We start from the raw sequence: 20,480 nt of genomic DNA, 5'->3' as shown, positions 1-20,480 counted from the left end.
GCCATGAGCGAGCAGGACGTAGACCTCTCGGCAGAAAAGTACGAAAAGCATCGAGAGGCCGGTGAGATCCTCGCACAGGTGCGAGCGGAAGCCGCCGAAAAAGTCGCCGTCGGCGTGACCCACCTCGAAGTCGCGGAGTTCGCGGAGGATCGAATCCGCGAACTCGGCGGGAAACCCGCGTTCCCCGTGAACATCAGCATCGACGAGGAGGCCGCCCACGCGACGCCGGCCATCGACGACGAGACCACGTTCGGCGAGGAGATGGTGAACCTCGACATCGGGGTACACGTGGACGGATGGCTCGCCGACACCGCCATCACCGTGGACCTCTCCGGTCACGACGACCTCGCCGACGCGAGCGCCGAAGCGCTCGATGCGGCGCTCGAAGTCGCCGGACCCGGCGTCGAGACGGGCGAAATCGGTGCGGAAATCGAATCCGTCATCGAGGGCTACGGCTACAACCCGGTCGTCAACCTCTCGGGGCACGGCCTCGCCCACTACGAACAGCACACGGAGCCGAACATCCCGAACCTCGACGTCGAACGCGGCGTCGAACTGCAAGTCGGCGACGTGGTCGCAATCGAACCGTTCGCCACGGACGGGACCGGAAAGGTCGGCGAGGGTGCCGAAGAGGAGATCTTCGCCCTCGAACGCGAATCCTCGGTTCGCGACCGAAGCGCCCGTCAAGCGCTCTCACAGATAACGGAGGAGTTCCGAACGCTCCCCTTCGCGACCCGATGGCTGGACGTGTCCCGGCCACAGATGGCACTCCGCCGCCTGAAGATGAACGACATCGTTCACGGCTACCCGGTACTCAAGGAGGAAGACGGTCGTCTGGTCAGCCAGAAGGAACACTCCATCATCGTCACCGAAGACGGCTGTGAAGTCTTCACCGAATAATCAGCTATCGCTGAGTCTTCTTCTACTGATGCGTTCGTCGACGGCGAACCGGGAGAACGAGAATCGGTACTAGGTAGCGTGTGTACGACGCGTCGTCACGCGTTGTTCATCCGTTGGCTCTTCTCTTCGCCGCACGACTCACATCGCGTAATGCGGTACGGTTCCCGCGAAAACTCGGCGTTTTCGCGCTTTTTGCTCTCCGTCCGTATCTCGACGAAGACCTCGTGTGACGTTTCGCGGCCGCATTCGTCGCACAGTTCCACCATCGCCGAGAACCCCTGATTTTTTGTTGCCATAGTGACTTCCTGTTCAGTTCGTACAACCGTTGACACGAGCATAAAAACCCCTCTCTGTTGGGGGGAGTTCGAACCGTTTATTCGACCGCAGTCTTGCGATTTACCCATTTGGGGCCTTCTGAGTGTCCCATTTCGTTTATAGACGCCTCTGAATCGTTAATGAGGGCGAAACGCTCTACAACAGCCGAATTATTTATATACTCGTTCAGGGGTTTAGACCGAGCAATGCCGACCGAATGAATACGAGTACGGGAATTATTTCGAGGCGGCCGACCCACATGTTCAAAATGAGCATTCCCTCACCGAACGTGGACATGGTCGGCTTGACGATGCCGGTCGAAAGGCCCACGTTTCCTTGTGCGCTCGCCACTTCGAACAGGGCGTCCGCGTAACTGAATCCCGGCGACACGTTGACGAGGAGGACACTCCCGGAGATAAGCAGGATTATCCACAGCATGCTCACGATGGCCGCCTCGCTGAACTCCTCGAACATCTGGTCGCGTTTGAGCACCCGGTCGCCGATTCGCGTGTTGATGACCGCGGAGGAGGGGAGGAACACCCGCGTGAACTCCCACTGGATTCCCTTGCTTATCATGTACCCGCGGATGATTTTGATGCCGCCGACGGTACTCCCGGCGGCACCGCCGAGCACCATCGCGCCACTGACGATGAGTTTTCCGCCCGGACCCCAGTCGCCGATGTTGGACGACTGAAAGCCCGTACACGTCAGGGCGCTCACGAACTGGAACGTGGAGTCCCGTGCCGCGTCGGCCGCCGTCGGCGACAGTCCGATGTCTTCGAGTCCGGCCCACCCGATGGGGTGGAAGGCGGCGCTGGCGGAGGGAAGCGAGACGATATTCTGTATCGAGAGGAGGACGATACCCACCCCGAAGATGATGAAGAGCCAGCGCGTCTGCGTGTCGGAAACCAGGGGTTTCGCGTCCCTATCGTGGAGCATGACGTAGTGAATCGGAAACGCGATGGCTCCGAGCGTCATTATCGGGAGAAGCACGGCCTCGACCAGCGGCGAATTATAGGACTGGATGGAGTTGTCCGTGACGCTGAACCCACCGGTCGAAAGCCCCGTCATCGCTTGATTGAGCGCCTGCCAAAACGCTTCGAACAGGGGCAGATGCGGCTTGGCGACGACGATGGCGAGGAACAGCGCGGCCACGGAAATCACCGTGTAGAGGAGGAAGATACGCCACACCGTCTGGACGGTGTGAATGATGCTCGGGTGAATTCGCTCTTCCCGCGCTTCGGCCCGGTAGAGCGCGTAACTTCCGCTTCCCGGCCGAGCGAGAATCGCCGTCGTGAGGACGATGACACCCACGCCGCCGACCCATTGAATGAGCGAGCGCCACCACTGGACCGCGCGCGGAAGCGTCGGTTCGTGAACCGCCATCGTCAACCCGCTTCCGGTCCATCCCGACATGCTCTCGAAGACGGCGTGAAGCGGGTTCTGGAAGTACGCGAGACTGGACATCGTCGTCGCCCCGCCGACCCCGATGGGTGTGTACTCCGCTCCGGTCGGAACGTAGGTGTTCATCACCGAAACCGGGGTCAGATGCGCCGTGAGGAACAGGGGTATGGACCCGAAAATCGCGGTGGCGAACCAGCCACCGGCGGCGATGACCATGCCGTGCTTCATCACCGGGTCGGGTGCGTCCGCGAAGAGTTTCCGCGCCGCACCGCCGACACCGGCCGTGGTTCCCGCGGCGAGGAGAAACGCGAGTGCCGCGTACCACTCCCGGAACGCCAACGCGAGCAGAACGGTGAACGTCATCATCGCCGCCTGTATCAGCACGAGCGCACCCACGTCCCGCAGGATGGTCGCGAGGTGTGCTGGAACTCCGGCGACCGTTTTCCGTCGAACCATCTCAGTCGTGGTCCTCGTAGTGACCGAAGATGTCGGTCACCTCCGGCGTTGCACCCTTTTCGGAGAAGACGGTGATGAGGTCGCCGCCCTTGATTTCCGTGTTCCCGCGCGGGGTGATCACTTCGTCGTCCCGCTCGATGGCGACGACGAGCATTCCCTCGTCGAACAACCCGTCGTCCGCCGCCGTCGAGAGCGTGAGACCCGAAATCGGGGCGTAGGAATCGACGGTGATTTCGAACACCTCGGCCTTGTCGCCGACTTTCATGTAATCCTTGATGGACGGGCGTTTGACGGCCCGATAGAGGTAATCGGCGATGAGTCGCTGCGGGTTCTCGATGACGTTCACGCCGATTTGGCGGAAGATGCTCATGTGTTCGGGGTTGTGAACCACCGAGACGAGCGACGGGATTTCGAGTTCCTGTCCCAGCAGGCTGACCATGATGTTCGTCGCGTCCTGATCCGTCGTGCTGATGAGTGCGTCCGCACGGTCGGCACCGGCCTCCTCCAGCGTGTCGAGGATCGTCGCGTCGTTGTTGAGAACGAGGCAGTCGAACTCCATGGAGGCACGTTCGGCCCGTTCCGCGTCCTTTTCGATAACCACCACGTCGTTGCTGTTCTGTGTCGCAATGCTGATCAGTTGCGAGCCGATGTCGCCCGCACCGACGATGATGAGGTACATTCGTTATGGGCCTCTCCGAAGTCATCGCTTGAAAAGATACTGTTGTTGGGCCATACGAACGAAACATCGTCACAGGGTATCACTCGGCGCTGAACGGCGCAGTAAGACTCCCTTTCGAAACGATTATGGACGCATTAAACGTGCCGTAACGCCGGTTTATCGCCGAATTCGTGGTTCCGGGGACGAACGCTTCCGTCCGTTTCATACCCGCCGATCGAGTCTGAAAACCTAAACCGCTCCCCCGTGACATCCCGGTATGCAACAGGTCTTCGCACCGTGGCGGATGGAGTGGGTCGAACGCGACGGCGACGAGAGTTTCGACGGATGCGTCTTCTGTGAGTTCCCGAAGCGGGACGACGACCGAAAACACCTCATCGTCGCACGCAACGACCACGCGTTCGTCATGCTGAACAACTATCCGTACAATCCGGGGCACGTGATGGTCATCCCGAACGAACACGAACGCGACTACGCGAACCTCGACGAGGGGACCCTCCTCGGACACGCACGCCTGAAACAGCGGACGTTCGACGCGATGGAGGTCGCGTTTTCGCCGGACGGGTTCAACGCCGGGTTGAACATCGGCGAGGGGAGCGGCGGTTCGATCGACCATCTCCACACGCACGTCGTCCCGCGCTGGAGCGGCGATACGAACTTCATGCCCGTCATCTCCGACACGAAGGTCATCGTGGAGGGCTTGGAGGACTCCTACGGGAAACTCCACGCCGCGTTCGCCGAACAGGAGGGTGCGACCGTTCCGGACGCCGAGTCGGCGGTTTCCTTCGACGACTGAACGGATTCTTCCGCCCGCCGACATAGCCATACGGCAGGCGACCCAACTGTGAACGATGAATCGGACGGGGGCGATTCGTACCGCGGGTGCCATCATCCTCACGGCGAACCTCCTCTTAGCGGTCGCCAAGGGTGCCGTCTGGTTCCAGACCGGCAGCCTCGCGGTCGGGTCCGAGGCCATCAACAGCCTCGCGGATTCGATTTACAGCCTCGTCGTCCTCGCGGGACTCTATCTGACGACGCAACCGCCGGACTTCGACCACCCGCACGGCCACGAGCGAATCGAACCGTTCGTCTCGCTGTTCGTCGCGCTCGGCGTCTTCGCGGCGGGCGGATTGGTCCTCTTCCGCGCCGGAACCTCGATTCTCTCCGGGAACGTCGCGTCGACGACGAGTCTCCTCGCGGTGGGCGTCCTGGTCGGGACGGGAGTCGTGAAGTACGGCCTCTTCCGCTACTGCCTGCGGGTCGGCGAGGACGTCAACTCGCCGGCCTTGGTCGCGGCGGGGCTGGACAACCGAAACGACATTCTGACGGCCGGTGCGGCGCTCGTCGGCGTCCTCGGCGCTCGAATCGGCCTGCCGATCCTCGACCCGATCGCGGCGGGCGTCGTTTCGTTCGGCATCCTCTACACGGGGTGGGAAATCGTCCGGGACAACGTGGACTATCTCGTCGGGCGGGCACCGCCGGAGGACCTCCGCGCGAGCATCGTCCAGCGGGCGCTCTCCCACCCCGACGTGGAGGGGGTTCACGACGTCGTCGCCCATTACGTCGGCCCCGAAATCGACGTGAGCATGCACATCGAGGTCCAGGGCGACCGGACGCTCATCGAGGCCCACGACATCGAAACCGAGGTCATGCACTCCATTCAGGACATCCCGCGGGTGGACGACGCCTTCATCCACGTCGACCCGAAGGAACTCGGCGAGTGGAAACCCGACGCCGAGGCCGACCGTCTGGCGGAAACGTCGTCGCGAGAGGAGTCCGAGCGTCCGGAGGAGTTGTCCGAGTAGGCACTCGTCCGTTTCGTTTTCATCGTTCGGGAATCGAGTGCCGGGCTTTTCTATCGGGAACCGGTAGCGACGAGTACACAGCCATGATCACCCCTCTCGATAGGCGGCGGATGCTGAAAGCGACCGGTTTGACCCTCGTCGGCGCATCGCTCGGCGGGTGTCTCGCCGGCGGACAGGGCGGTTCGAGTTCGGACGATTCTCCCGCCGACGTCACCGTCGCCGTCGGTACGGGCGGCGGTCTGAAGTTCGACCCCGAAAACGTCGAAGTCACCGCCGGAACGACCGTCGCGTGGGAGTGGAAGGGAAACAACCACAACATCGTCGTTGAGAATCAACCCACCGATGCGGACTGGAACGGGACGCCCGGCCCGGCCACTGAAATCTACAATCAGGGGTATCGCTACACCTACACCTTCGACGTGCCCGGAACGTACGACTACTACTGCAACCCCCACCGAGCGGCGGGCATGGTCGGGTGCGTCACCGTCACGAAAGGGACGGAAGGGAAGGGCGGAAGCGAAACCACCCAAAAGGGGACCGAAAAGTGAACTGAAGCGACGGCGAAACCCGTTGGCCACCCGTTTCCGACCTGTCTGCCTCCCGTTTCCGACCCGCCTATTTCTCCAAATCGACTTCGATTTCGCCGGTGACGCTCCCGGCGAGACGGGCCGCCACCACGCCGTCGGTGTACTCCGTCGGGAACGACCCCGACCACTCCAGTTTCTCACCCGCGGCGATAGTGCGTCTGAGTATCGTGGACTCGTCGTCGTCCGCGATGCCGGTCGTCGGCCAGTACAGCGCCGCGAGGAACTCCCCGTCGTTCTCCGAGACGTTCTTCGCCACGAACGAGACGTCCACGCTGTACTCCTCCACCGTCGCGTCGAACGATTCGAGTTCGAATCTCGGCGCGGGTCGGGCGAGTTCCGCGACCGCTTCCTCGGGCAGGGACCACTCGGCGGTCTCGCCGCCGTACCGGCAGCGAATCGCGGCCTCGCTCGCGTCCAACGGCGACGGCGGTTCGAAGACGACCCAGCCGACCGTCCCGGCCGTGGCATACGTGTCGCCGTACCGGATGTCTCCGCGCTCGGCGAGGGAACTCGTGTACGCACCCGTCGTCCGCTTCTCGATTTCGACCGCCGAATACGCATCGCCGTCCACGACGAGTTCGAAGGCGTCGTACTCCGGGTCGCCTTCGGCATCGACTTCGTTTCCCTGCTGGCTCTGTACCTCGGCGACGGCGAACTGGCGTCCGTCCGACTGCAACACACCGCCCGAACCCATGATGGATTCGTAAGTAATCGCCTTCCCGACGGTCGGGTTCGCAACGGCAACGCGCACCTCGCCGAGGGTCTTCACCGACGACTCCGGTAGGGAAAACGAAGCACTTTCCGCGGTGGTCGTGTCTGGTGGGGAGTCGTCGGTCGTCGATTCGTTCGCGGTGTCGGTCGATGTGGTCTTGGTGTCCGTCGGCGTAGGAGATTCGTCCTCGGTTCCGCCCGGATTTCCGCCGAGACAGCCAGCGAGTCCGGCCGACAGCGCGCCGACCGCGGCGAGGAGTTGACGTCGATTGGAGGGCATCGGTCACGAATTTTACGTAACTGGATATATGTTTTCTGTCTGTGACTATCCCGAAACCGCATCCTTCGGTTCCGTTCTGGTGAGTCCGTTGCTGATGGTTTCGGTGGAGATGGGGTATCCTCGAAAGTCCCCACCCGCTCGCTAGGCAGTGGTTTTGACTTCACTGTGAATGCAACAACTGAGTTAACGTCCCAGAAAGCCCCCGTCCAGTCGCGGCCGCTGTGCGGGATATTCTGGCCTCTCCGCTACGTTCGGCCAGAATAGTTGCCCGCACAGTAACCATGCAAGCGCGACCGGACGGCCCCTTTCAATCCACCCGTGACAGCACAGCACCGCATCAGCCACTCCCTCCCCAACCGATTGCGCTCCTCACTTCGTTCCGGTGCTCATCCCTCGCACGCTATCGGTACAGCCCCTCGGACGAGGTGTCCTCAGGGCTGTGCCAGCGTGCGCCATGGCAGAAGTCGAATCGCACGGGACCCTCTCGGCGACGGACTTCGGAAAAGTGGTGCAAAACGGCTCTCCGTCTCAGACCGGCGTTCCGAATGCGTAGACGGTCTGGTGGCTGGTGACTTCCACGTCGAGGAAGTCGCCGGGTTCGATGCCGTGGTCGGTGGCGTGCTGGACGATGATTTGGCGGTAGGCCTCGTCGCGGCACTTGACGGAGTCGCCGGTGCCTTCCTCCACGACCATGACGCGCTTTTCGGTGCCGACCATATCGCCGTAGGCCGCGCCGACGATGTCCATCTTGAGTTCGGACATGGCCTTCGAGCGCTCCTTCTTTTTGGTGCCGCCGAGGCCCTTCATCTTCGCGGCGTCGGTGTTCGGGCGCTTGGAGAAGCGGGTGACGTTGAGCTTTTCGGGGCGCGTTTCCCGGAGGAGTGCCATGCTCTGTTCGTGGTCCGCATCGGTTTCGGTCGGGAAACCGACGATGAAGTCCGTCGAGAGCGTCCAGTAGTCGAGATACTCGTCGAACGTCTCCACGATTTCCACGTACTCCTCGACCTGATGCTGGCGGCGCATGTCGCCGAGGACGTCGTTCGACCCGGACTGGACCGGCGCGTGGATGAAGTTGTACAGTTTTTCGTTTTCAGCAAAGACTTGCGCGAGTTCCTCGCGGATGCCGTGAACGCCCTTCGGGTTCGCCATGCCGACGCGGACCCGAAAGTCGCCCTCGATTTCGTTGCAGATGCGGTCCAACAGGACGTGCAGTTTCCGCTCGCCGCGGTCCCAGCCGTAGACGCCGGTGTCCTGCCCGGTAATCCTGAGTTCCTTCGCGCCCGTGTGGACGAGCGCGCGGGCCTTCTCGACGTTCTCCTCGACGGACGGCGAGTCGATCTTCCCCGTCGCGTGCTTCGTGATGCAGTACGAGCAATCGGACATACAGCCTCGCGCGATGGGCAGGATGCCGACCACGCCGTCCAACACGGGTTCGACGCCGGGGCCGGGGGTCGGACACTCGCCGTTCGTGACCGCCGTCGGCACGTCGTCCCAGTGCATGATCTGGGCGTTCACGTCCTCGGTTCGGAACTCGTCGCCCTGCGCCAGCGCCATACACCCGGTGATGATGAGGTCCGCCGTCTCCGATTGCAGTTCTTTCGCCCGGCGAACCATGTTCCGCTCCGTCTTCTCCACGACAGTACATGTGTTCATTATCGCAACGTCGGCCTGTTCGGGACCCTCGACGCGGTAGTGGCCAGCGTCGCGCAGCGCGGACTCTATCTGGCGACTCTCGCCGCGGTTCGAGGTACAGCCGTACGTTTCGATGTGATACCGGGCCATTCACTCCTCGATTTCGGCTACGCGAGCAAAAGGGCGACGATTGCGGGTCAAACCGTGGGATGAGTACACGGTTCGACGAGGAGAAAACTTATTATTTCCTATCAAAAAAGATTCGTAATGCGCTCTCCATCACGACGGGAATTTCTCTCCGCTCTCGGTGTGGCAGCGACCATCTCCGCCACTGCTGGCTGTACGTCCACCGAATCTCGGTCGGATGACGCGGCCTACGCCGCCGGGGACCGGACCGACTGGCCGACTGCTGGACACGACGGGCGAAACACGGGATACAACCCGAACGGCCGCGGCCCGCGTTCGACACCGAAAGTGGCGTGGAAGACGCGGGTCGGCCAGCGGATGGGTCCGCCGGTCGTCGCCGGAAATCACGTTTTGATTCCCAATTCCGACCGGCTGGCGTGCCATGATGCGAAGGACGGAAAACAGCTGTGGGAGTACCGACCGCCGGACGATGACAACGTCTGGGCGGAACCGACCGTGAAGGACGGAACTGTCTACGTGACTTGTTCAGGGGAGATAACGGCCTTGGACCTGAAGACCGGAGCGAAACGAAGACGGTTCGAGACGAATGGGAGCGGTTCGGCCGCCCCTCGACTCGACTCCGACGGCGAGTCGTTGTTCGCCGCCGGGGACGAAGGTTGGATTCACTGCTTCGATTTAGAGACCAACGAAGAACGCTGGAAGGAGCAGGTGTACGGGGAAATCGAGGCACCGTTGGCGTTGGCCCACGACCAACTGTTGTTCGCCGTGACGTACTGGGGGGAGGTGTACTCCTTTTCTATTTTAAATGGTGCTGGAAAGATGTGGCGGCGGAAACTCCCAAGTGTCATTACCGCCGCACCGACAGTCATCCAACAGTCGCTGTACGTCCCCGGTTTCAAGGGACAGGTGTTTTGTCTCGACACCAACGCGGGAGCGGGCGGCACGAGGTGGAAGACGGAACGCGGCGGTAACGTCTCCATGCATCTCGCCATCGCCGACGGGACGGTTTTCGGTGTTACCGGCGACGAACTCCACGCCGTCAACGCCAACTCCGGCGAGTCACGGTGGTCGTTCGGGCTTTCCGAGGTCAGCACGTGTTCACCGGCGGTTGCGGGCGATACCGTGTACGTCGGCGACGGAAGCGGGACGATGTACGGCATCAAAACGAGCGGCGGGTCGGGCGTCGGTGACACCCGATTCGGCGCGAAGCGGTGGAAACTCCGTCTCGACGGCCCGGTTCGGGACGCGTTCGCCGTCGCGGACGGGACGCTGTTCGCCGCCACCGATCCGGGCGAAGACGCGCCGATGCTGTACGCACTCCGAGAGGACTGAGTGCCCGGCGGCTCCTGTCACCGGTCCCACATCCGACGGTAATGGTTCGTATCCTCGCACGCCGAGGCGGCTCAATCCCGGGGAAAGCTGACTTTTCAGGGAGTTCTCGCTTCCCTTTCAACGGTCGGACATCCGCCATTTTCGTTTCGGGTGTCTTTTCCTTCCGACAGTATCGTTCGTGAAAACCGGTCGATCTCATTCGACGTTACTCCGTCCTTCTCCCGATTTAGGCGGCCAACAACAAACTGGCTATAGTCCAATCAACAGGTGAACCACGCGACTGCGTGGGGGAGAGAACGAAACATGACACAATACGATATCGTCTTACAAGTAGGTGGGCTTCCCGGATGGCTTCAGGACCCCGTATCGGGGTTCATCGCGTTGATTCCGCGCCTCGTCGGTGCGGTCGTCATCCTGCTCATCGGGTGGGTCATCGGACGTGGTGCGGCGGCCGTCGTCCGTAGAATCGCAGACAGGATAGAACTCGACAGAATGGTGCTCGACACGCCGCTGGGTCGAATGCTCGGCGGAACGGAGAGCGCGGTGTCCGGCGCGTTCGGCAAGCTTGCCGCCTGGTTCATCTACGCGTTGGCGATCCTCGCGGCGGCGAACGTACTCGCCATTCCCAGGCTATCGTTGTGGGTGGCGGCGGCGGTGTCGTATCTGCCGGCGCTCGTCGCGGGACTGCTGGTCATCATCCTGGGCTTCGTCGTGGCCGACTTCATCGGCGACGCCATCATGCGAACCCGTGCGGCGACTCACACCGACTACACCAATTGGTTCGCCACGGGGACCCGACTGTTCCTGTACTTCACCGCCATTGTCATCGGTCTAGACACGATGGGAATCGACGTGGGAATCCTCTACCTGTTCGCTCGCGCCCTCGCGTGGGGCTTCGCGGCCGCCATCGCCATCGGTGCCGGCATCGCGTTCGGGTGGGGTGGACGGGACTACGTCGCCGAGCACATCGACGGGTGGATGAGCAGGGCTCGACAGGGCACTCCGAGTCCGCAACCGAGCGACGACGACGACTAAAGGGGGAGTTCTGCGGGGAGGTCAGCGGTATCTACCCGCGGAAGTCCTCGACGATTTCGACGCCGCTGCTCGCGCCGATGCGCTCCGCGCCAGCGTCGAGCATGGCCTTCGCTTTTTCGTAGTCGCCGATACCGCCGCTCGCCTTGACGGGGAGGTACTCCGCCATCAGTTCCACGTCCTCGATCTCCGCGCCGCCGTCCGCGAATCCCGTCGAGGTCTTGACGAACGCCGCGTCCGCCTCCTTGGCCAAGCGGCAGGCGTCGTGTTTCTCCTCGTCCGTGAGGAGCGCCGTCTCGATGATGACCTTCACGGGAATCGGCACGGCGGCGACGAGTTCCTCGATGTCGGCCCGCACCGCGTCGTGGTCGCCGGCCTTCAGTCGCCCGACGTTGATGACCATGTCCAACTCGTCCGCGCCGTCGTCCCACGCGCCGACCCCTTCGTCGCGCTTGGCGTCCGTCGCGTGCTGCCCGTGCGGGAACCCGACGACGGTCGCGAGGGTCACGTCGGGCGCGTACTCGGCGGCCTCCGCGACGTAGCACGGCGGGATGCAGGCGTTCATCCCGTACTCCTTGGCGTCGTCCAGTACCTCCTGCACGTCCGCGAGCGTCGTCTCCGGTCCCAACACCGTGTGGTCGATTTTTGCAGCGAGTTCGGATTCGTTCATAGCGGGGTGGATGGCCCGCCCCGGTAAAAATCCCGCCATCCACGGGATACGACCCGGTGGGTCTCAAAGTTTGGAGAAGTGGTCTGCGGCGACGCCCATTAGCGACCCCGAGACGGCTACCGTCGTGTCGAAATCCATGTCCCCCGTGTAACTGCCGTGAAGGTAGAATTTCCGCCGGACCATCTTTTTCATCCCGAACGCCGTAGAATCGCACATGAATGACCCCGACGTAACCCCCTCCGTCGCCACCGCCGCGGACGACATCGCCGAGATGGAAATCCGCGGCGCGGCGACCATCGCGGACGCCGCGGCGGCGGCCATCGGCGAACAGGCACAAGCCAGCGAGGCGGACTCCCCGGAGGAGTTCCGCGCCGAGATTCGCGCCGCCGCCCGGAGACTCCACGAAACCCGACCGACCGCGGTCAGCCTTCCGAACGCACTGCGCTACGTCCTGCGGGGAATGAAGGGGGATACCGTCGAGGAACTGCGCGAAAGCATCGTTTCGACCGTCGTCGAGTTCCGGCGGGAACTCGACCAAGCACAGGACAATCTCGGCCAAATCGGCGCGAACCGCCTCCGCGACGGCGACACCATCATGACCCACTGCCACTCGACGGACGCGCTCTCCTGCGTCCACCGCGCGCTGGACGACGGCAAGGAAATCAGCGCCATCGTGAAGGAAACGCGGCCCCGAAAACAGGGCCACATCACCGCCCGTCAGTTGCGCGACTGGGACGTCCCCGTCACGCTCATCGTCGACAACGCGGCCCGCCGATATCTGGACGACGCCGACCACGTGCTCGTCGGCGCGGACTCCATCGCGGCGGACGGGAGCGTCATCAACAAGGTCGGTACCTCGGGTCTGGCCGTGAACGCCCGCGAACGCGGCGTTCCGATCATGGTCGCGGCACAGACGCTGAAACTCCATCCGGGGACCATGACGGGTCACACCGTCGAAATCGAGATGCGCGATCCGCGAGAAATCCTTCCCGACGACGAACGGTCGAAGGTCGGCAACGTCCGCGTCGAGAACCCGGCGTTCGACGTGACCCCGCCGCGATACGTGGACGCCATCGTCACCGAACGGGGACAGTTCCCGCCGGAAAGCATCGTGACGCTGATGCGAGAGATGTTCGGAGAACAACAGAACGGTGAACCGTGGGACGAGCCGTAAAACCGACAGACGAAACGGTGACCGTCTGCTCGTTCCGCCCCTTGCAAAGGGAGCACACAGACCGCAAACCTTTCCACACCTCCGTTCGCGTGTCGGAGTATGGTACTGCCGGACGGGTTTGCGCTTCCCCCACTATCGTATCTTCTGCCGCTTTTGCTGGTCGTCGTCGCGGTCATCTGGTCGCTTCGACGTGCGGAACCGACCATCTCGGAGCGGACCATCGTGTCGCTCGCACCGTGGATGGTCGTCGGTGCGGGACTGAACGCGCTGTATCAGGTTCCGGGCACGCCGATTCCGGACGTCCTGCTTCCGTTGTTCGGAACGCCCGCCGTCTACCTTACGACGTTCGCTTTGGCCGGGGGCGTCTGGTTGCTCTCGCTCTATCGGCTTCGAGTTCCCGTCCCGCGCGTCCTCGCCGGCGTCGGGATGTCGGGCGTCGTCGTCGTCCTCCTCGTCGCATTCTGGTACGGGATCCAGCACGGCAGTCTCCGGCTGTTCTGGCCGTTCGTCGCGCTCGTCGTCGCCGTGGTTCTGACGGGGGTCCTCTGGGTGGCGACGCAGTTCTTCTATCCCGACGTCGCCATCATCACCGGTGCGGTCGGTGCCCTCACGCTGTTCGCCCACGCGTTGGACGGCGTCTCGACGGCCGTCGGCATCGACGTTCTCGACTTCCGCGAGAAAACGCCGCTCTCGCAAGCCATCCTCGAAATCGCCCATTCGCTTCCCATATCGAACTCGGTCGGAGTCGGTTGGCTGTTCGTCCTCGTAAAACTCGCCATCGCGGAGTTCGTCGTCCTCCTGTTCGCGGATTACGTCGCCGAAGAACCCGCGGAGGGCTATCTCCTCTTGGGCGTCGTCGCCGCCGTCGGACTGGGACCCGGTGCGCACAACCTCATCCTGTTCGCCATCACGGGCTAAGTCGGCAGGATTTTTTACCACTGATGGGTACCACGAACGGTATGCCGCCCACGAACCGCTCCGGAGGGATGTCATGGTTCGAGTCGTAACCGCGGGCCACATCAACTGGGACGTGACGCTGAGCGTGGACGCCCTGCCCGAACCAGACGGCGAGGCGCGCATCACCTCACAGCAACGCTCCGGCGGTGGAAGCGCCGCGAACGTCGCCGCGGCGCTCGCGGGCATGGACGTTTCGACCGGTTTAGTCGGCAGCATCGGGTCCGACGAACACGGGTTGTTGGTTCGGCGCGAACTCACGAACGCCGGCGTGGACTGTACCCACGTCATCGAAGTCGCGGGTATCGAGACCACGACCAAGTACCTCATCGTGGACGAGGGCGGCGAGGTGATGGTTCTCGGAAACGAGGGGGCGAACGAGACCATCGCGCCCGAGGACGTCCGCCCCGAGTACGTTACGGGGGCAGAGCACCTCCATCTCACCAGCCAACGCCCGGAGACGGCGGCCGAACTCGCACGAATCGCGACCGAGGCCGACCTATCCGTGAGCTTCGACCCCGGCCGTCGCCTCGCCGAACGGGACTTCTCGCGGGCGCTCGCCTACTCCGACGTCGTGTTTCTCAACGACCGCGAAGCGGCGACGATTCTCGACGGCGATCTGGAACACCCATCCTCGGAACTCCACGGTCGCGTCGTCGTCATCAAGCACGGACGCAGGGGTGCGCGGGTCGATACGACGAAGGGCGTCTACACGCACCCCGGATTCGGGGTCGAGTCGGTCGATTCGACCGGTTCTGGCGACGCCTTCGCCGCCGGGTTCATCGCGACGTTGCTCGATTCGAACGATTACGAGCGGGCGCTGGAGTACGCCAACGCCTGCGGCGCGCTGACCGCGATGGCGGCGGGAGCACGAACGGCCCCGACCCCCGAGCGCGTCGAGGCGTTCCTCGACGAGCGGTATTAGACCTCGTTCGGTCCGTCCGCGCTCTGGACCTGCCACCCACCGCGGATTCCACAGGCCTCCCGAACGTCGTAGTCGATGGTGGTGTCCGGTCCCATCCGGTCGCCACCTTCGACCCGTTCGACGCGAAGCGGCACGTCGAGCGTGTCGCCACAACAGCCGACGTCGAGGAACTCCTCCCAGACGTCACCCTCGCGAACGGCACCTTTGGTCTTCCCGAGGTACGCCTTGAAGTGTCTCGTCCCGACCTGAAAGCGCCCCCAGTCGCTCAAGTCCTCCGGATACGAGACGATGACTCGGGTCGCCTGTTCGCTCTCCGGTTCGCGCTCGGTTTTCGTGTTCGTCCCCGACATAGGTAGTGCAAGGGGCCGGAGGCAATTATGCCTTCGTGCGGTTTTCACGTTTCGTGTTGGTGGTTTTACCTGATGGGTTGTCCAGTAGTAATTAAGAAGGCTTATTCAGGGTCGTCACGCACCCATCGGTTATGGTAGAGTTTCAAGTACCGGAGGTCGATTACACCCGGTACTCGAATCGGCAACTTGCGGGGATTCCCCTCGCCATTCTCGTGCTGGCGTTGCTTGTTATCGCCGGTTGGTATGTGGCCACCGGCGCACCAGTGACGCCGGGCATCGATTTTACGGGCGGAACCGAAATGAGAGTGCAGACGACCGCGTCGCAGTCCCAGATTCAGACTGCTTTTGATTCGGACGTCGCGTCGGTGACGCCGTCGGCGACATCAAACAACGAATATATCGTTACGTTCCAGGATACGGATACGAGTTCGCTCACGTCCCAAGCGAACAGCGCCGGATACGAGGTGCTCTCGGTACAGAGCACCTCCGCGAGCTTCGGGTCCAACTCCCAACAGCTCGCCATCTACGGCATCGTGGCGGCGTTCGCGGGCATGAGCATCATCGTCTTTCTCATGTTCCGGTCGTTCGTTCCCTCCATCGCCGTCGTTATCTCCGCGTTCAGCGATATCGTGATTCCGGTCGCGCTGATGAACGTCTTCGGCATCGAACTCTCGCTGGGGACCGTGGCCGCGCTCCTGATGCTCATCGGGTATAGCGTGGACTCCGACATCCTGCTCAACAACCACGTCCTTCGTCGGTCCGGCGGCTTCTACGAGAGCACGTACCGCGCGATGCGGACCGGCGTGACGATGACGGTCACGTCGCTCGCCGCGATGGCGGTAATGACAATCGTGGCGTACATCTTCCAGATCGGCCTGCTCACGGCCATCGGTACCGTCCTCGTGATGGGACTGGCGACCGACCTGATGAACACGTACATGCTCAATCTGAGCCTCCTTCGCTGGTACAAGTTCGAGGGGGTGGCGCGATGAGCCTCCGTGACAACTGGCGCGTCGGCCTGCTCGTCGTCCTCCTGCTCGGAAGCGCGTTCGCGCTCTTCGTCCCGCAGGGTGGGAGTGGGAACGGCAACGCAAACCTCGCCGCGAACAGCACCGGCCCGACCAACCTGAAGTACGGCCTCGAACTGGCCGGTGGGACGCGAATCCGCGCCCCCGTGAACGGCGTCACCGCCGAACAGGTGACCCCGCCGAACGGCACGAGTCGGACGGACATCCAGAAGGCCATCGCCGGGGACATTCCCGGCGTCACCCAGTCGGACGTGGGGATTCGGAGAACGAACACCCAGAGTACCATCGAGGTGTTCGCGGACAACGTCACGACGGGACAGCTGAAATCGGCGCTCGAAAAGGAGAACATCGGATACGAAACCGTCCGCGAGGGCGTGACCGAACAGACTCGCGACGAAATCGTCCGCACGTTGAGCGACAAGATTTCCAAGGCCGGACTCTCCGGCGGGCGCGTTCAGCAGGTCACAGCGACGAACGGGGAGCATTTCATCCAAATCGAGATGCCCAACGCCAACCAGTCCGAGATGGAGGAGTTGGTCACGAAGCGCGGGCAGGTCTCCATCGTCGCACACTACCCGACCGACAACGGAACGGGGGCGAACACGACCGCGATCACCCAAAATGGAATCACCAACGTCGGACCCGCACAACAGGTCGATAACGCCTGGAGCGTCAGCGTCTCGCTCACCGACGACGCCGCGAAGCGTTTCGCCACCGTGATGAAAAAACGGGGATTCACCAGTTCGGAGGGAATCCAAGCGTGTCGATACCCACAGAAACCCGCGGACGAGGCGGGGTACTGTCTCTACACGGTCGTCGACGGAAGGGTGGTGTCCGGCGTGAGTATGGGTAGCCTCGCGGACTCCATCAACAACGGCGAATTCGTCAATAACCCGACGTTCACCATCGAGACGGGGAGAAACGCCTCCGAAGCCCGTAAAATCCAGATCAACCTCCAAGCCGGTGCGCTTCCGGCGGCACTCGACACGCAGGCGGGGTCCACGACCTACCTCAAGCCGAGCCTCGCGAGCCAGTTCAAGTTCGACTCGCTTCTGGCCGGTATCGCGGCCGTGCTCGCCGTCAGCGGCGTCGTCTTCCTCCGCTACGGGAAACCCGAGGTCGCGCTGCCGATGATCCTGACCGCGCTCTCCGAGGTGTTCATCCTCCTCGGATTTGCCGCCGCCGTCAGTCTCCCGCTCGACCTCTCGCACATCGCCGGATTCATCGCGGTCATCGGGACCGGGGTGGACGACCTCATCATCATCGCCGACGAGGTGATGAGCGAAGGAGCCGTCAATTCCTCGCGCGTCTTCCAGTCGCGCTTCCGCAAGGCGTTCTGGGTCATCGGGGCCGCCGCCGCGACGACCATCATCGCCATGAGTCCGCTGGCGGTGCTCGGACTCGGCGACCTGCAAGGGTTCGCCATCATCACCATCCTCGGCGTCCTCATCGGGGTGCTGGTCACGCGACCGGCCTACGGTGACATCCTCCGCTACCTGTTGACGGACAAGTAACGCCGTCGCGACCTTTTTTCGCTCCTTGGAAACGGTATTCTACCTCTACGAACACCGTAGGCTCCGTCTACTTCCGAAACGATCGCCGAGTTATAACAGCGACTACGTCGAACGCGGGACGATGTTAGAACACCTCCAGCACGGCAGACGACGCCTCGCCGTGGAGATGGAGCGGTTGCGGTTGCGTCCCGACGCTCTCCCCCGAGATACGACCAGCGCGGTGCGCACGCTCCCCTCCGAACCGGCGGTCCTCTTCCTCTGCCTCGGAAACATCTGTCGGAGTCCGATGGCCGAACGCTACCTTCGAGAACGCCTGCAGGAAACGGAGTACGACTGCTCGTCGGTTCACTCCGCCGGGTTCATCGAAAAGGAAGGGCGGTCGAGTCCCGACGCCGCCGTGACCGTCGCGTCGGAGTTCGGCGTGGATCTGACCGACCATCGCTCACAGTGCGTGGACGAGACGCTCCTCGGGGAGAGCGACCTCGTGTTGCTGATGGATGCGTGGAACTACTGGTATCTGAAGCGGGATTACCCCGATTCGCTCGGGAAGGCCCATTTCGTCCGGTCGTTCGAGATTTCGCCGGAGTTCGAAATCGAGGACCCGTACGACGCCGACGAGGACACGTTCCGTCGCGTGTACGGCGAAGTCACGGACGCGGTGGACGCGTTTCTGACGACGGTGGAGGAGGAATGAGCGTCGTCGTCCCGGCCATCGCGGCGGGCAGTAGCCTCGCGTGCATCAGGTCGCTCGGCCGGAAGGGAATTCCGGTCATCGCGGCCGGTGAATCACCCGACTCGCCCGCGTTCACGTCGAAGTACGTGGACGAACGAGTCTCCCTTCCCGCGCCGACGGAGGACCTCGACGGCTATCGGGACGGCCTCCTTTCGCTCGCCGAGCGTCCCGACGTGGAGACCATCGTTCCGCTCCGGGAACCCGAGAGTTACGTCCTTTCGAAGCACCGAGACGAGTTCGCGGAACACGTCGGGACGCCGTGGCCCGACTTCGAAACGATGGGGTCCGCACGCGACCGAAATCGGCTGTTTCGACGCGCGGAGGAAGCGGACGTTCCCGTCCCCGAAACCGGCCTCCTCACGGAGTGGGACGACTGGAGCGAGGGGACGGTCGTCAAATCCCGGTACACGGTGTGCGTGGACGACGGCAAGACGGCATACCCCGACGTACGGTTCGTCTCGGAGGAACCCGACGCGGACCGTCTCGCCGACGAGATGGGCCACGTCCCCATCGTGCAGGAGTGCATCCCGGATGGAACCGAGTACGGCTTCTTCGCCCTCTTTGACCACGGCGAACCGGTCGTCACCTTCCAGCATCGACGGGTTCGAAGCTACACCTACTCCGGCGGGGCGAGCGTCTTCCGCGAATCCGTGTCGGACCCGACCCTCCACGACCACGGCGTTCGCCTCCTGTCGGCGCTCGACTGGCACGGTCCCGCCATGGCCGAGTTCCGACGCGACCCGCGCGACCAGCGGTTCAAACTGCTCGAAGTGAACCCGCGCTTTTGGGGGTCGCTCCAACTCGCGGTTCACTCGGGGGTCGATTTCCCTCATCGCTACTACCAACTGGCCAACGGCGTTCGGAGGCCGGACTACGGCTACACGGTCGGGACGGGCAGTCACATCCTCCGAGGGGAACTCGTCTACCTCGTGAGTCTCCTCCGCGACGACTACGAACACGTCGAGCGCCCGTCGCTCCCGCTGGAGATCGCTCGCGTTCTGCGCTCGCTGCTCACCGACCCCAACTTCGACTACCTGTCGATGGACGACCCGGAGCCGTTCCGGCGCGACGTTTCGAACCTCGCCTCGGAGTTCGCGCCGTCGGAGCCGAAGCCGTTGCGGCGGGCGGTGTCGGCGGTCCTCGGAAAATAGGTCAGAACTGGCCGAGTCCCGATTGTTGGTGGGCGGCCAGCGCGTCCTTGCTCGTCTGCCACGAGACGCGGGCGCAGTCCGGGAGTTCGCCGTTCGCCTCGACGTATTCGCGGAGGAACTCGCGGGTGGTGGGGTCGCTCGGATAGCCGCTTCCCACCGCGCCGTGTTGTTCGGCGAGTCGGGCGACGTGGGCGTCGCGCTCGACTTTGGCGACGATGCTCGCCGCACCGACGATTGCGTGGGTTTCGTCCGCGCCGTGTTCCGCTTCGATTTCTATCTCGGGGGCGACTTCCGCCGCGACCCGCCGAGCAAACCGGGATTCGCTGGTGTCACAGGCGTCCACGATACCGCGTTCGTCATCGGAGACGATTCGGGATATCGCCTCCCCGTGGGCCGCGACGGTCAGGGTGTTCATGTCCGTCTCGGGGTCGTCGATTCTCGCCGTGGTGATCTCCGCGACGCCGACCGTAACGGTTTCGTCCGCTCGAATCGACGCCGCTAACTCCTCCCGTCGCTCCGGCGAGAGGTTCTTCGAGTCGTCGATTCCGTCCGGTAAGCCCTCCGGGTCGTCGATGGCGACCGCCGCGGCGAACATCGACCCCAACACCGGCCCGCGTCCCGCTTCGTCTACCCCGAACACGCTCGGACGATGGTCGTCATTCCACATGGTCGTTACTGATTGGGTCAACGGTGTGGAACGGCCG

The 20,480-nt window shown here is 63.1% G+C and carries 23 protein-coding genes; 13 read left to right on the top strand and 10 right to left on the bottom strand.

The window, feature by feature from the left end; translation table 11 throughout:
- Nucleotides 1-3 precede the first annotated feature (3 nt).
- Nucleotides 4-900: a type II methionyl aminopeptidase gene (gene map, locus LJF34_RS12190; protein WP_231185286.1), complete on the top strand. Its 897-nt coding sequence runs from the start codon at nt 4-6 to the stop codon at nt 898-900.
- Between the two features lie 95 nt (nt 901-995).
- On the opposite strand, the gene LJF34_RS12185 is transcribed toward map, so the two are convergent.
- From LJF34_RS12185 to LJF34_RS28960, 4 genes are all read right to left on the bottom strand, one after another.
- Nucleotides 996-1,196 (bottom strand): hypothetical protein, encoded by a 201-nt coding sequence (locus tag LJF34_RS12185; protein ID WP_231185285.1) that lies wholly within the window; start codon nt 1,194-1,196, stop codon nt 996-998.
- 205 nt (nt 1,197-1,401) lie between these two features.
- Nucleotides 1,402-3,075 carry a potassium transporter TrkG gene (locus LJF34_RS12180; protein ID WP_231185284.1) on the bottom strand — a complete coding sequence of 558 codons (1,674 nt, stop codon included), beginning with the start codon at nt 3,073-3,075 and terminating at the stop codon, nt 1,402-1,404.
- 1 nt (nt 3,076) lies between these two features.
- Nucleotides 3,077-3,754, bottom strand: a complete 678-nt coding sequence (locus LJF34_RS12175) for a TrkA family potassium uptake protein (protein WP_231185283.1) — start codon at nt 3,752-3,754, stop codon at nt 3,077-3,079.
- Between the two features lie 79 nt (nt 3,755-3,833).
- Nucleotides 3,834-3,959, bottom strand: a complete 126-nt coding sequence (locus tag LJF34_RS28960) for a hypothetical protein (protein ID WP_255666007.1) — start codon at nt 3,957-3,959, stop codon at nt 3,834-3,836.
- Nucleotides 3,960-4,010: 51 nt separating this feature from the next.
- On the opposite strand from LJF34_RS28960, the gene LJF34_RS12170 reads away from it, so the two are divergent.
- The 3 genes from LJF34_RS12170 to LJF34_RS12160 all read left to right on the top strand — a co-directional run bounded on the left by LJF34_RS12170 (nt 4,011) and on the right by LJF34_RS12160 (nt 6,104).
- Nucleotides 4,011-4,547: an HIT domain-containing protein gene (locus tag LJF34_RS12170; RefSeq protein ID WP_231185282.1), complete on the top strand. Its 537-nt coding sequence runs from the start codon at nt 4,011-4,013 to the stop codon at nt 4,545-4,547.
- Between the two features lie 55 nt (nt 4,548-4,602).
- Nucleotides 4,603-5,556 carry a cation diffusion facilitator family transporter gene (locus tag LJF34_RS12165; protein ID WP_231185281.1) on the top strand — a complete coding sequence of 318 codons (954 nt, stop codon included), beginning with the start codon at nt 4,603-4,605 and terminating at the stop codon, nt 5,554-5,556.
- Between the two features lie 83 nt (nt 5,557-5,639).
- Nucleotides 5,640-6,104 carry a plastocyanin/azurin family copper-binding protein gene (locus LJF34_RS12160; RefSeq protein WP_231185280.1) on the top strand — a complete coding sequence of 155 codons (465 nt, stop codon included), beginning with the start codon at nt 5,640-5,642 and terminating at the stop codon, nt 6,102-6,104.
- A 67-nt stretch (nt 6,105-6,171) separates the two neighbouring features.
- On the opposite strand, the gene LJF34_RS12155 is transcribed toward LJF34_RS12160, so the two are convergent.
- A complete protein-coding gene (locus LJF34_RS12155; RefSeq protein WP_231185279.1) occupies nt 6,172-7,134 on the bottom strand; it encodes a hypothetical protein in 963 nt (320 codons plus the stop codon).
- A gap of 528 nt (nt 7,135-7,662) precedes the next feature.
- Nucleotides 7,663-8,916: a tRNA (N(6)-L-threonylcarbamoyladenosine(37)-C(2))-methylthiotransferase gene (locus LJF34_RS12150; protein WP_231185278.1), complete on the bottom strand. Its 1,254-nt coding sequence runs from the start codon at nt 8,914-8,916 to the stop codon at nt 7,663-7,665.
- Between the two features lie 117 nt (nt 8,917-9,033).
- Here LJF34_RS12150 and LJF34_RS12145 point away from each other — a divergent pair, with 117 nt between their 5' ends.
- Both LJF34_RS12145 and LJF34_RS12140 read left to right on the top strand, forming a co-directional pair.
- On the top strand, nt 9,034-10,245 hold the full coding sequence (locus LJF34_RS12145; protein WP_231185277.1) for a PQQ-binding-like beta-propeller repeat protein: 1,212 nt from the start codon (nt 9,034-9,036) through the stop codon (nt 10,243-10,245).
- Between the two features lie 303 nt (nt 10,246-10,548).
- On the top strand, nt 10,549-11,280 hold the full coding sequence (locus tag LJF34_RS12140; protein ID WP_231185276.1) for a hypothetical protein: 732 nt from the start codon (nt 10,549-10,551) through the stop codon (nt 11,278-11,280).
- Nucleotides 11,281-11,311: 31 nt separating this feature from the next.
- Here LJF34_RS12140 and deoC read toward each other — a convergent pair whose 3' ends face one another.
- Both deoC and LJF34_RS12130 read right to left on the bottom strand, forming a co-directional pair.
- Entirely contained in the window at nt 11,312-11,947 is a 636-nt protein-coding gene (deoC, locus tag LJF34_RS12135; RefSeq protein WP_231185275.1) for a deoxyribose-phosphate aldolase, read from the bottom strand.
- A gap of 63 nt (nt 11,948-12,010) precedes the next feature.
- Nucleotides 12,011-12,163: a hypothetical protein gene (locus tag LJF34_RS12130; RefSeq protein WP_231185274.1), complete on the bottom strand. Its 153-nt coding sequence runs from the start codon at nt 12,161-12,163 to the stop codon at nt 12,011-12,013.
- Between LJF34_RS12130 and LJF34_RS12125 the strand changes: the two genes are divergently transcribed.
- From LJF34_RS12125 to LJF34_RS12115, 3 genes are all read left to right on the top strand, one after another.
- A complete protein-coding gene (locus tag LJF34_RS12125; RefSeq protein WP_231185273.1) occupies nt 12,162-13,121 on the top strand; it encodes a ribose 1,5-bisphosphate isomerase in 960 nt (319 codons plus the stop codon). The two genes, LJF34_RS12130 and LJF34_RS12125, sit on opposite strands and share 2 nt — an antisense overlap.
- Nucleotides 13,122-13,220: 99 nt before the next feature.
- Entirely contained in the window at nt 13,221-14,039 is an 819-nt protein-coding gene (locus LJF34_RS12120; RefSeq protein WP_231185272.1) for a DUF63 family protein, read from the top strand.
- A gap of 73 nt (nt 14,040-14,112) precedes the next feature.
- The gene (locus tag LJF34_RS12115; protein ID WP_231185271.1) at nt 14,113-15,000 is read left to right on the top strand and encodes a carbohydrate kinase family protein; all 888 of its coding nucleotides are present in this window, start codon (nt 14,113-14,115) and stop codon (nt 14,998-15,000) included.
- Here LJF34_RS12115 and LJF34_RS12110 read toward each other — a convergent pair.
- Nucleotides 14,997-15,350, bottom strand: a complete 354-nt coding sequence (locus LJF34_RS12110) for a hypothetical protein (RefSeq protein ID WP_231185270.1) — start codon at nt 15,348-15,350, stop codon at nt 14,997-14,999. The two genes, LJF34_RS12115 and LJF34_RS12110, sit on opposite strands and share 4 nt — an antisense overlap.
- A gap of 131 nt (nt 15,351-15,481) precedes the next feature.
- Here LJF34_RS12110 and secF point away from each other — a divergent pair, with 131 nt between their 5' ends.
- The 4 genes from secF (at nt 15,482) to LJF34_RS12090 (ending at nt 19,776) form a co-directional block, all read left to right on the top strand.
- Entirely contained in the window at nt 15,482-16,342 is an 861-nt protein-coding gene (gene secF / locus LJF34_RS12105) for a protein translocase subunit SecF (protein ID WP_231185269.1), read from the top strand.
- Nucleotides 16,339-17,892, top strand: a complete 1,554-nt coding sequence (locus tag LJF34_RS12100; protein WP_231185268.1) for a preprotein translocase subunit SecD — start codon at nt 16,339-16,341, stop codon at nt 17,890-17,892. Before secF ends, LJF34_RS12100 begins: the two co-directional genes overlap by 4 nt.
- A 121-nt stretch (nt 17,893-18,013) precedes the next feature.
- Nucleotides 18,014-18,586 (top strand): low molecular weight protein-tyrosine-phosphatase, encoded by a 573-nt coding sequence (locus tag LJF34_RS12095; RefSeq protein ID WP_231185267.1) that lies wholly within the window; start codon nt 18,014-18,016, stop codon nt 18,584-18,586.
- The gene (locus LJF34_RS12090) at nt 18,583-19,776 is read left to right on the top strand and encodes an ATP-grasp domain-containing protein (RefSeq protein ID WP_231185266.1); all 1,194 of its coding nucleotides are present in this window, start codon (nt 18,583-18,585) and stop codon (nt 19,774-19,776) included. The genes LJF34_RS12095 and LJF34_RS12090 overlap by 4 nt, the downstream gene beginning before the upstream one ends.
- 1 nt (nt 19,777) lies before the next feature.
- On the opposite strand, the gene rnhB is transcribed toward LJF34_RS12090, so the two are convergent.
- Complete coding sequence (rnhB, locus tag LJF34_RS12085; RefSeq protein WP_231185265.1) at nt 19,778-20,443, bottom strand: ribonuclease HII; 666 nt, start codon at nt 20,441-20,443, stop codon at nt 19,778-19,780.
- Nucleotides 20,444-20,480: the final 37 nt, after the last annotated feature.

The sequence above is a fragment of the Haladaptatus sp. DYF46 genome, from assembly GCF_021083305.1.
In the GTDB taxonomy this organism is placed as follows: Archaea; Halobacteriota; Halobacteria; order Halobacteriales; family Haladaptataceae; genus Haladaptatus.
The sequence above is the reverse complement of the archived record's forward strand: the minus strand, read 5'-3'. Positions and strand labels throughout refer to the sequence as shown.

What these genes read in the sequence shown, in the direction of transcription:
- map (WP_231185286.1), top strand. Translation starts at nt 4, where the DNA reads ATGAGCGAGCAGGACGTAGACCTCTCGGCAGAAAAGTACGAAAAGCAT.
- LJF34_RS12185 (WP_231185285.1), bottom strand. Translation starts at nt 1,196, where the DNA reads ATGGCAACAAAAAATCAGGGGTTCTCGGCGATGGTGGAACTGTGCGAC.
- LJF34_RS12180 (WP_231185284.1), bottom strand. Translation starts at nt 3,075, where the DNA reads ATGGTTCGACGGAAAACGGTCGCCGGAGTTCCAGCACACCTCGCGACC.
- LJF34_RS12175 (WP_231185283.1), bottom strand. Translation starts at nt 3,754, where the DNA reads ATGTACCTCATCATCGTCGGTGCGGGCGACATCGGCTCGCAACTGATC.
- LJF34_RS28960 (WP_255666007.1), bottom strand. Translation starts at nt 3,959, where the DNA reads ATGAAACGGACGGAAGCGTTCGTCCCCGGAACCACGAATTCGGCGATA.
- LJF34_RS12170 (WP_231185282.1), top strand. Translation starts at nt 4,011, where the DNA reads ATGCAACAGGTCTTCGCACCGTGGCGGATGGAGTGGGTCGAACGCGAC.
- LJF34_RS12165 (WP_231185281.1), top strand. Translation starts at nt 4,603, where the DNA reads ATGAATCGGACGGGGGCGATTCGTACCGCGGGTGCCATCATCCTCACG.
- LJF34_RS12160 (WP_231185280.1), top strand. Translation starts at nt 5,640, where the DNA reads ATGATCACCCCTCTCGATAGGCGGCGGATGCTGAAAGCGACCGGTTTG.
- LJF34_RS12155 (WP_231185279.1), bottom strand. Translation starts at nt 7,134, where the DNA reads ATGCCCTCCAATCGACGTCAACTCCTCGCCGCGGTCGGCGCGCTGTCG.
- LJF34_RS12150 (WP_231185278.1), bottom strand. Translation starts at nt 8,916, where the DNA reads ATGGCCCGGTATCACATCGAAACGTACGGCTGTACCTCGAACCGCGGC.
- LJF34_RS12145 (WP_231185277.1), top strand. Translation starts at nt 9,034, where the DNA reads ATGCGCTCTCCATCACGACGGGAATTTCTCTCCGCTCTCGGTGTGGCA.
- LJF34_RS12140 (WP_231185276.1), top strand. Translation starts at nt 10,549, where the DNA reads ATGACACAATACGATATCGTCTTACAAGTAGGTGGGCTTCCCGGATGG.
- deoC (WP_231185275.1), bottom strand. Translation starts at nt 11,947, where the DNA reads ATGAACGAATCCGAACTCGCTGCAAAAATCGACCACACGGTGTTGGGA.
- LJF34_RS12125 (WP_231185273.1), top strand. Translation starts at nt 12,162, where the DNA reads ATGAATGACCCCGACGTAACCCCCTCCGTCGCCACCGCCGCGGACGAC.
- LJF34_RS12130 (WP_231185274.1), bottom strand. Translation starts at nt 12,163, where the DNA reads ATGTGCGATTCTACGGCGTTCGGGATGAAAAAGATGGTCCGGCGGAAA.
- LJF34_RS12120 (WP_231185272.1), top strand. Translation starts at nt 13,221, where the DNA reads ATGGTACTGCCGGACGGGTTTGCGCTTCCCCCACTATCGTATCTTCTG.
- LJF34_RS12115 (WP_231185271.1), top strand. Translation starts at nt 14,113, where the DNA reads ATGGTTCGAGTCGTAACCGCGGGCCACATCAACTGGGACGTGACGCTG.
- LJF34_RS12110 (WP_231185270.1), bottom strand. Translation starts at nt 15,350, where the DNA reads ATGTCGGGGACGAACACGAAAACCGAGCGCGAACCGGAGAGCGAACAG.
- secF (WP_231185269.1), top strand. Translation starts at nt 15,482, where the DNA reads ATGGTAGAGTTTCAAGTACCGGAGGTCGATTACACCCGGTACTCGAAT.
- LJF34_RS12100 (WP_231185268.1), top strand. Translation starts at nt 16,339, where the DNA reads ATGAGCCTCCGTGACAACTGGCGCGTCGGCCTGCTCGTCGTCCTCCTG.
- LJF34_RS12095 (WP_231185267.1), top strand. Translation starts at nt 18,014, where the DNA reads ATGTTAGAACACCTCCAGCACGGCAGACGACGCCTCGCCGTGGAGATG.
- LJF34_RS12090 (WP_231185266.1), top strand. Translation starts at nt 18,583, where the DNA reads ATGAGCGTCGTCGTCCCGGCCATCGCGGCGGGCAGTAGCCTCGCGTGC.
- rnhB (WP_231185265.1), bottom strand. Translation starts at nt 20,443, where the DNA reads ATGTGGAATGACGACCATCGTCCGAGCGTGTTCGGGGTAGACGAAGCG.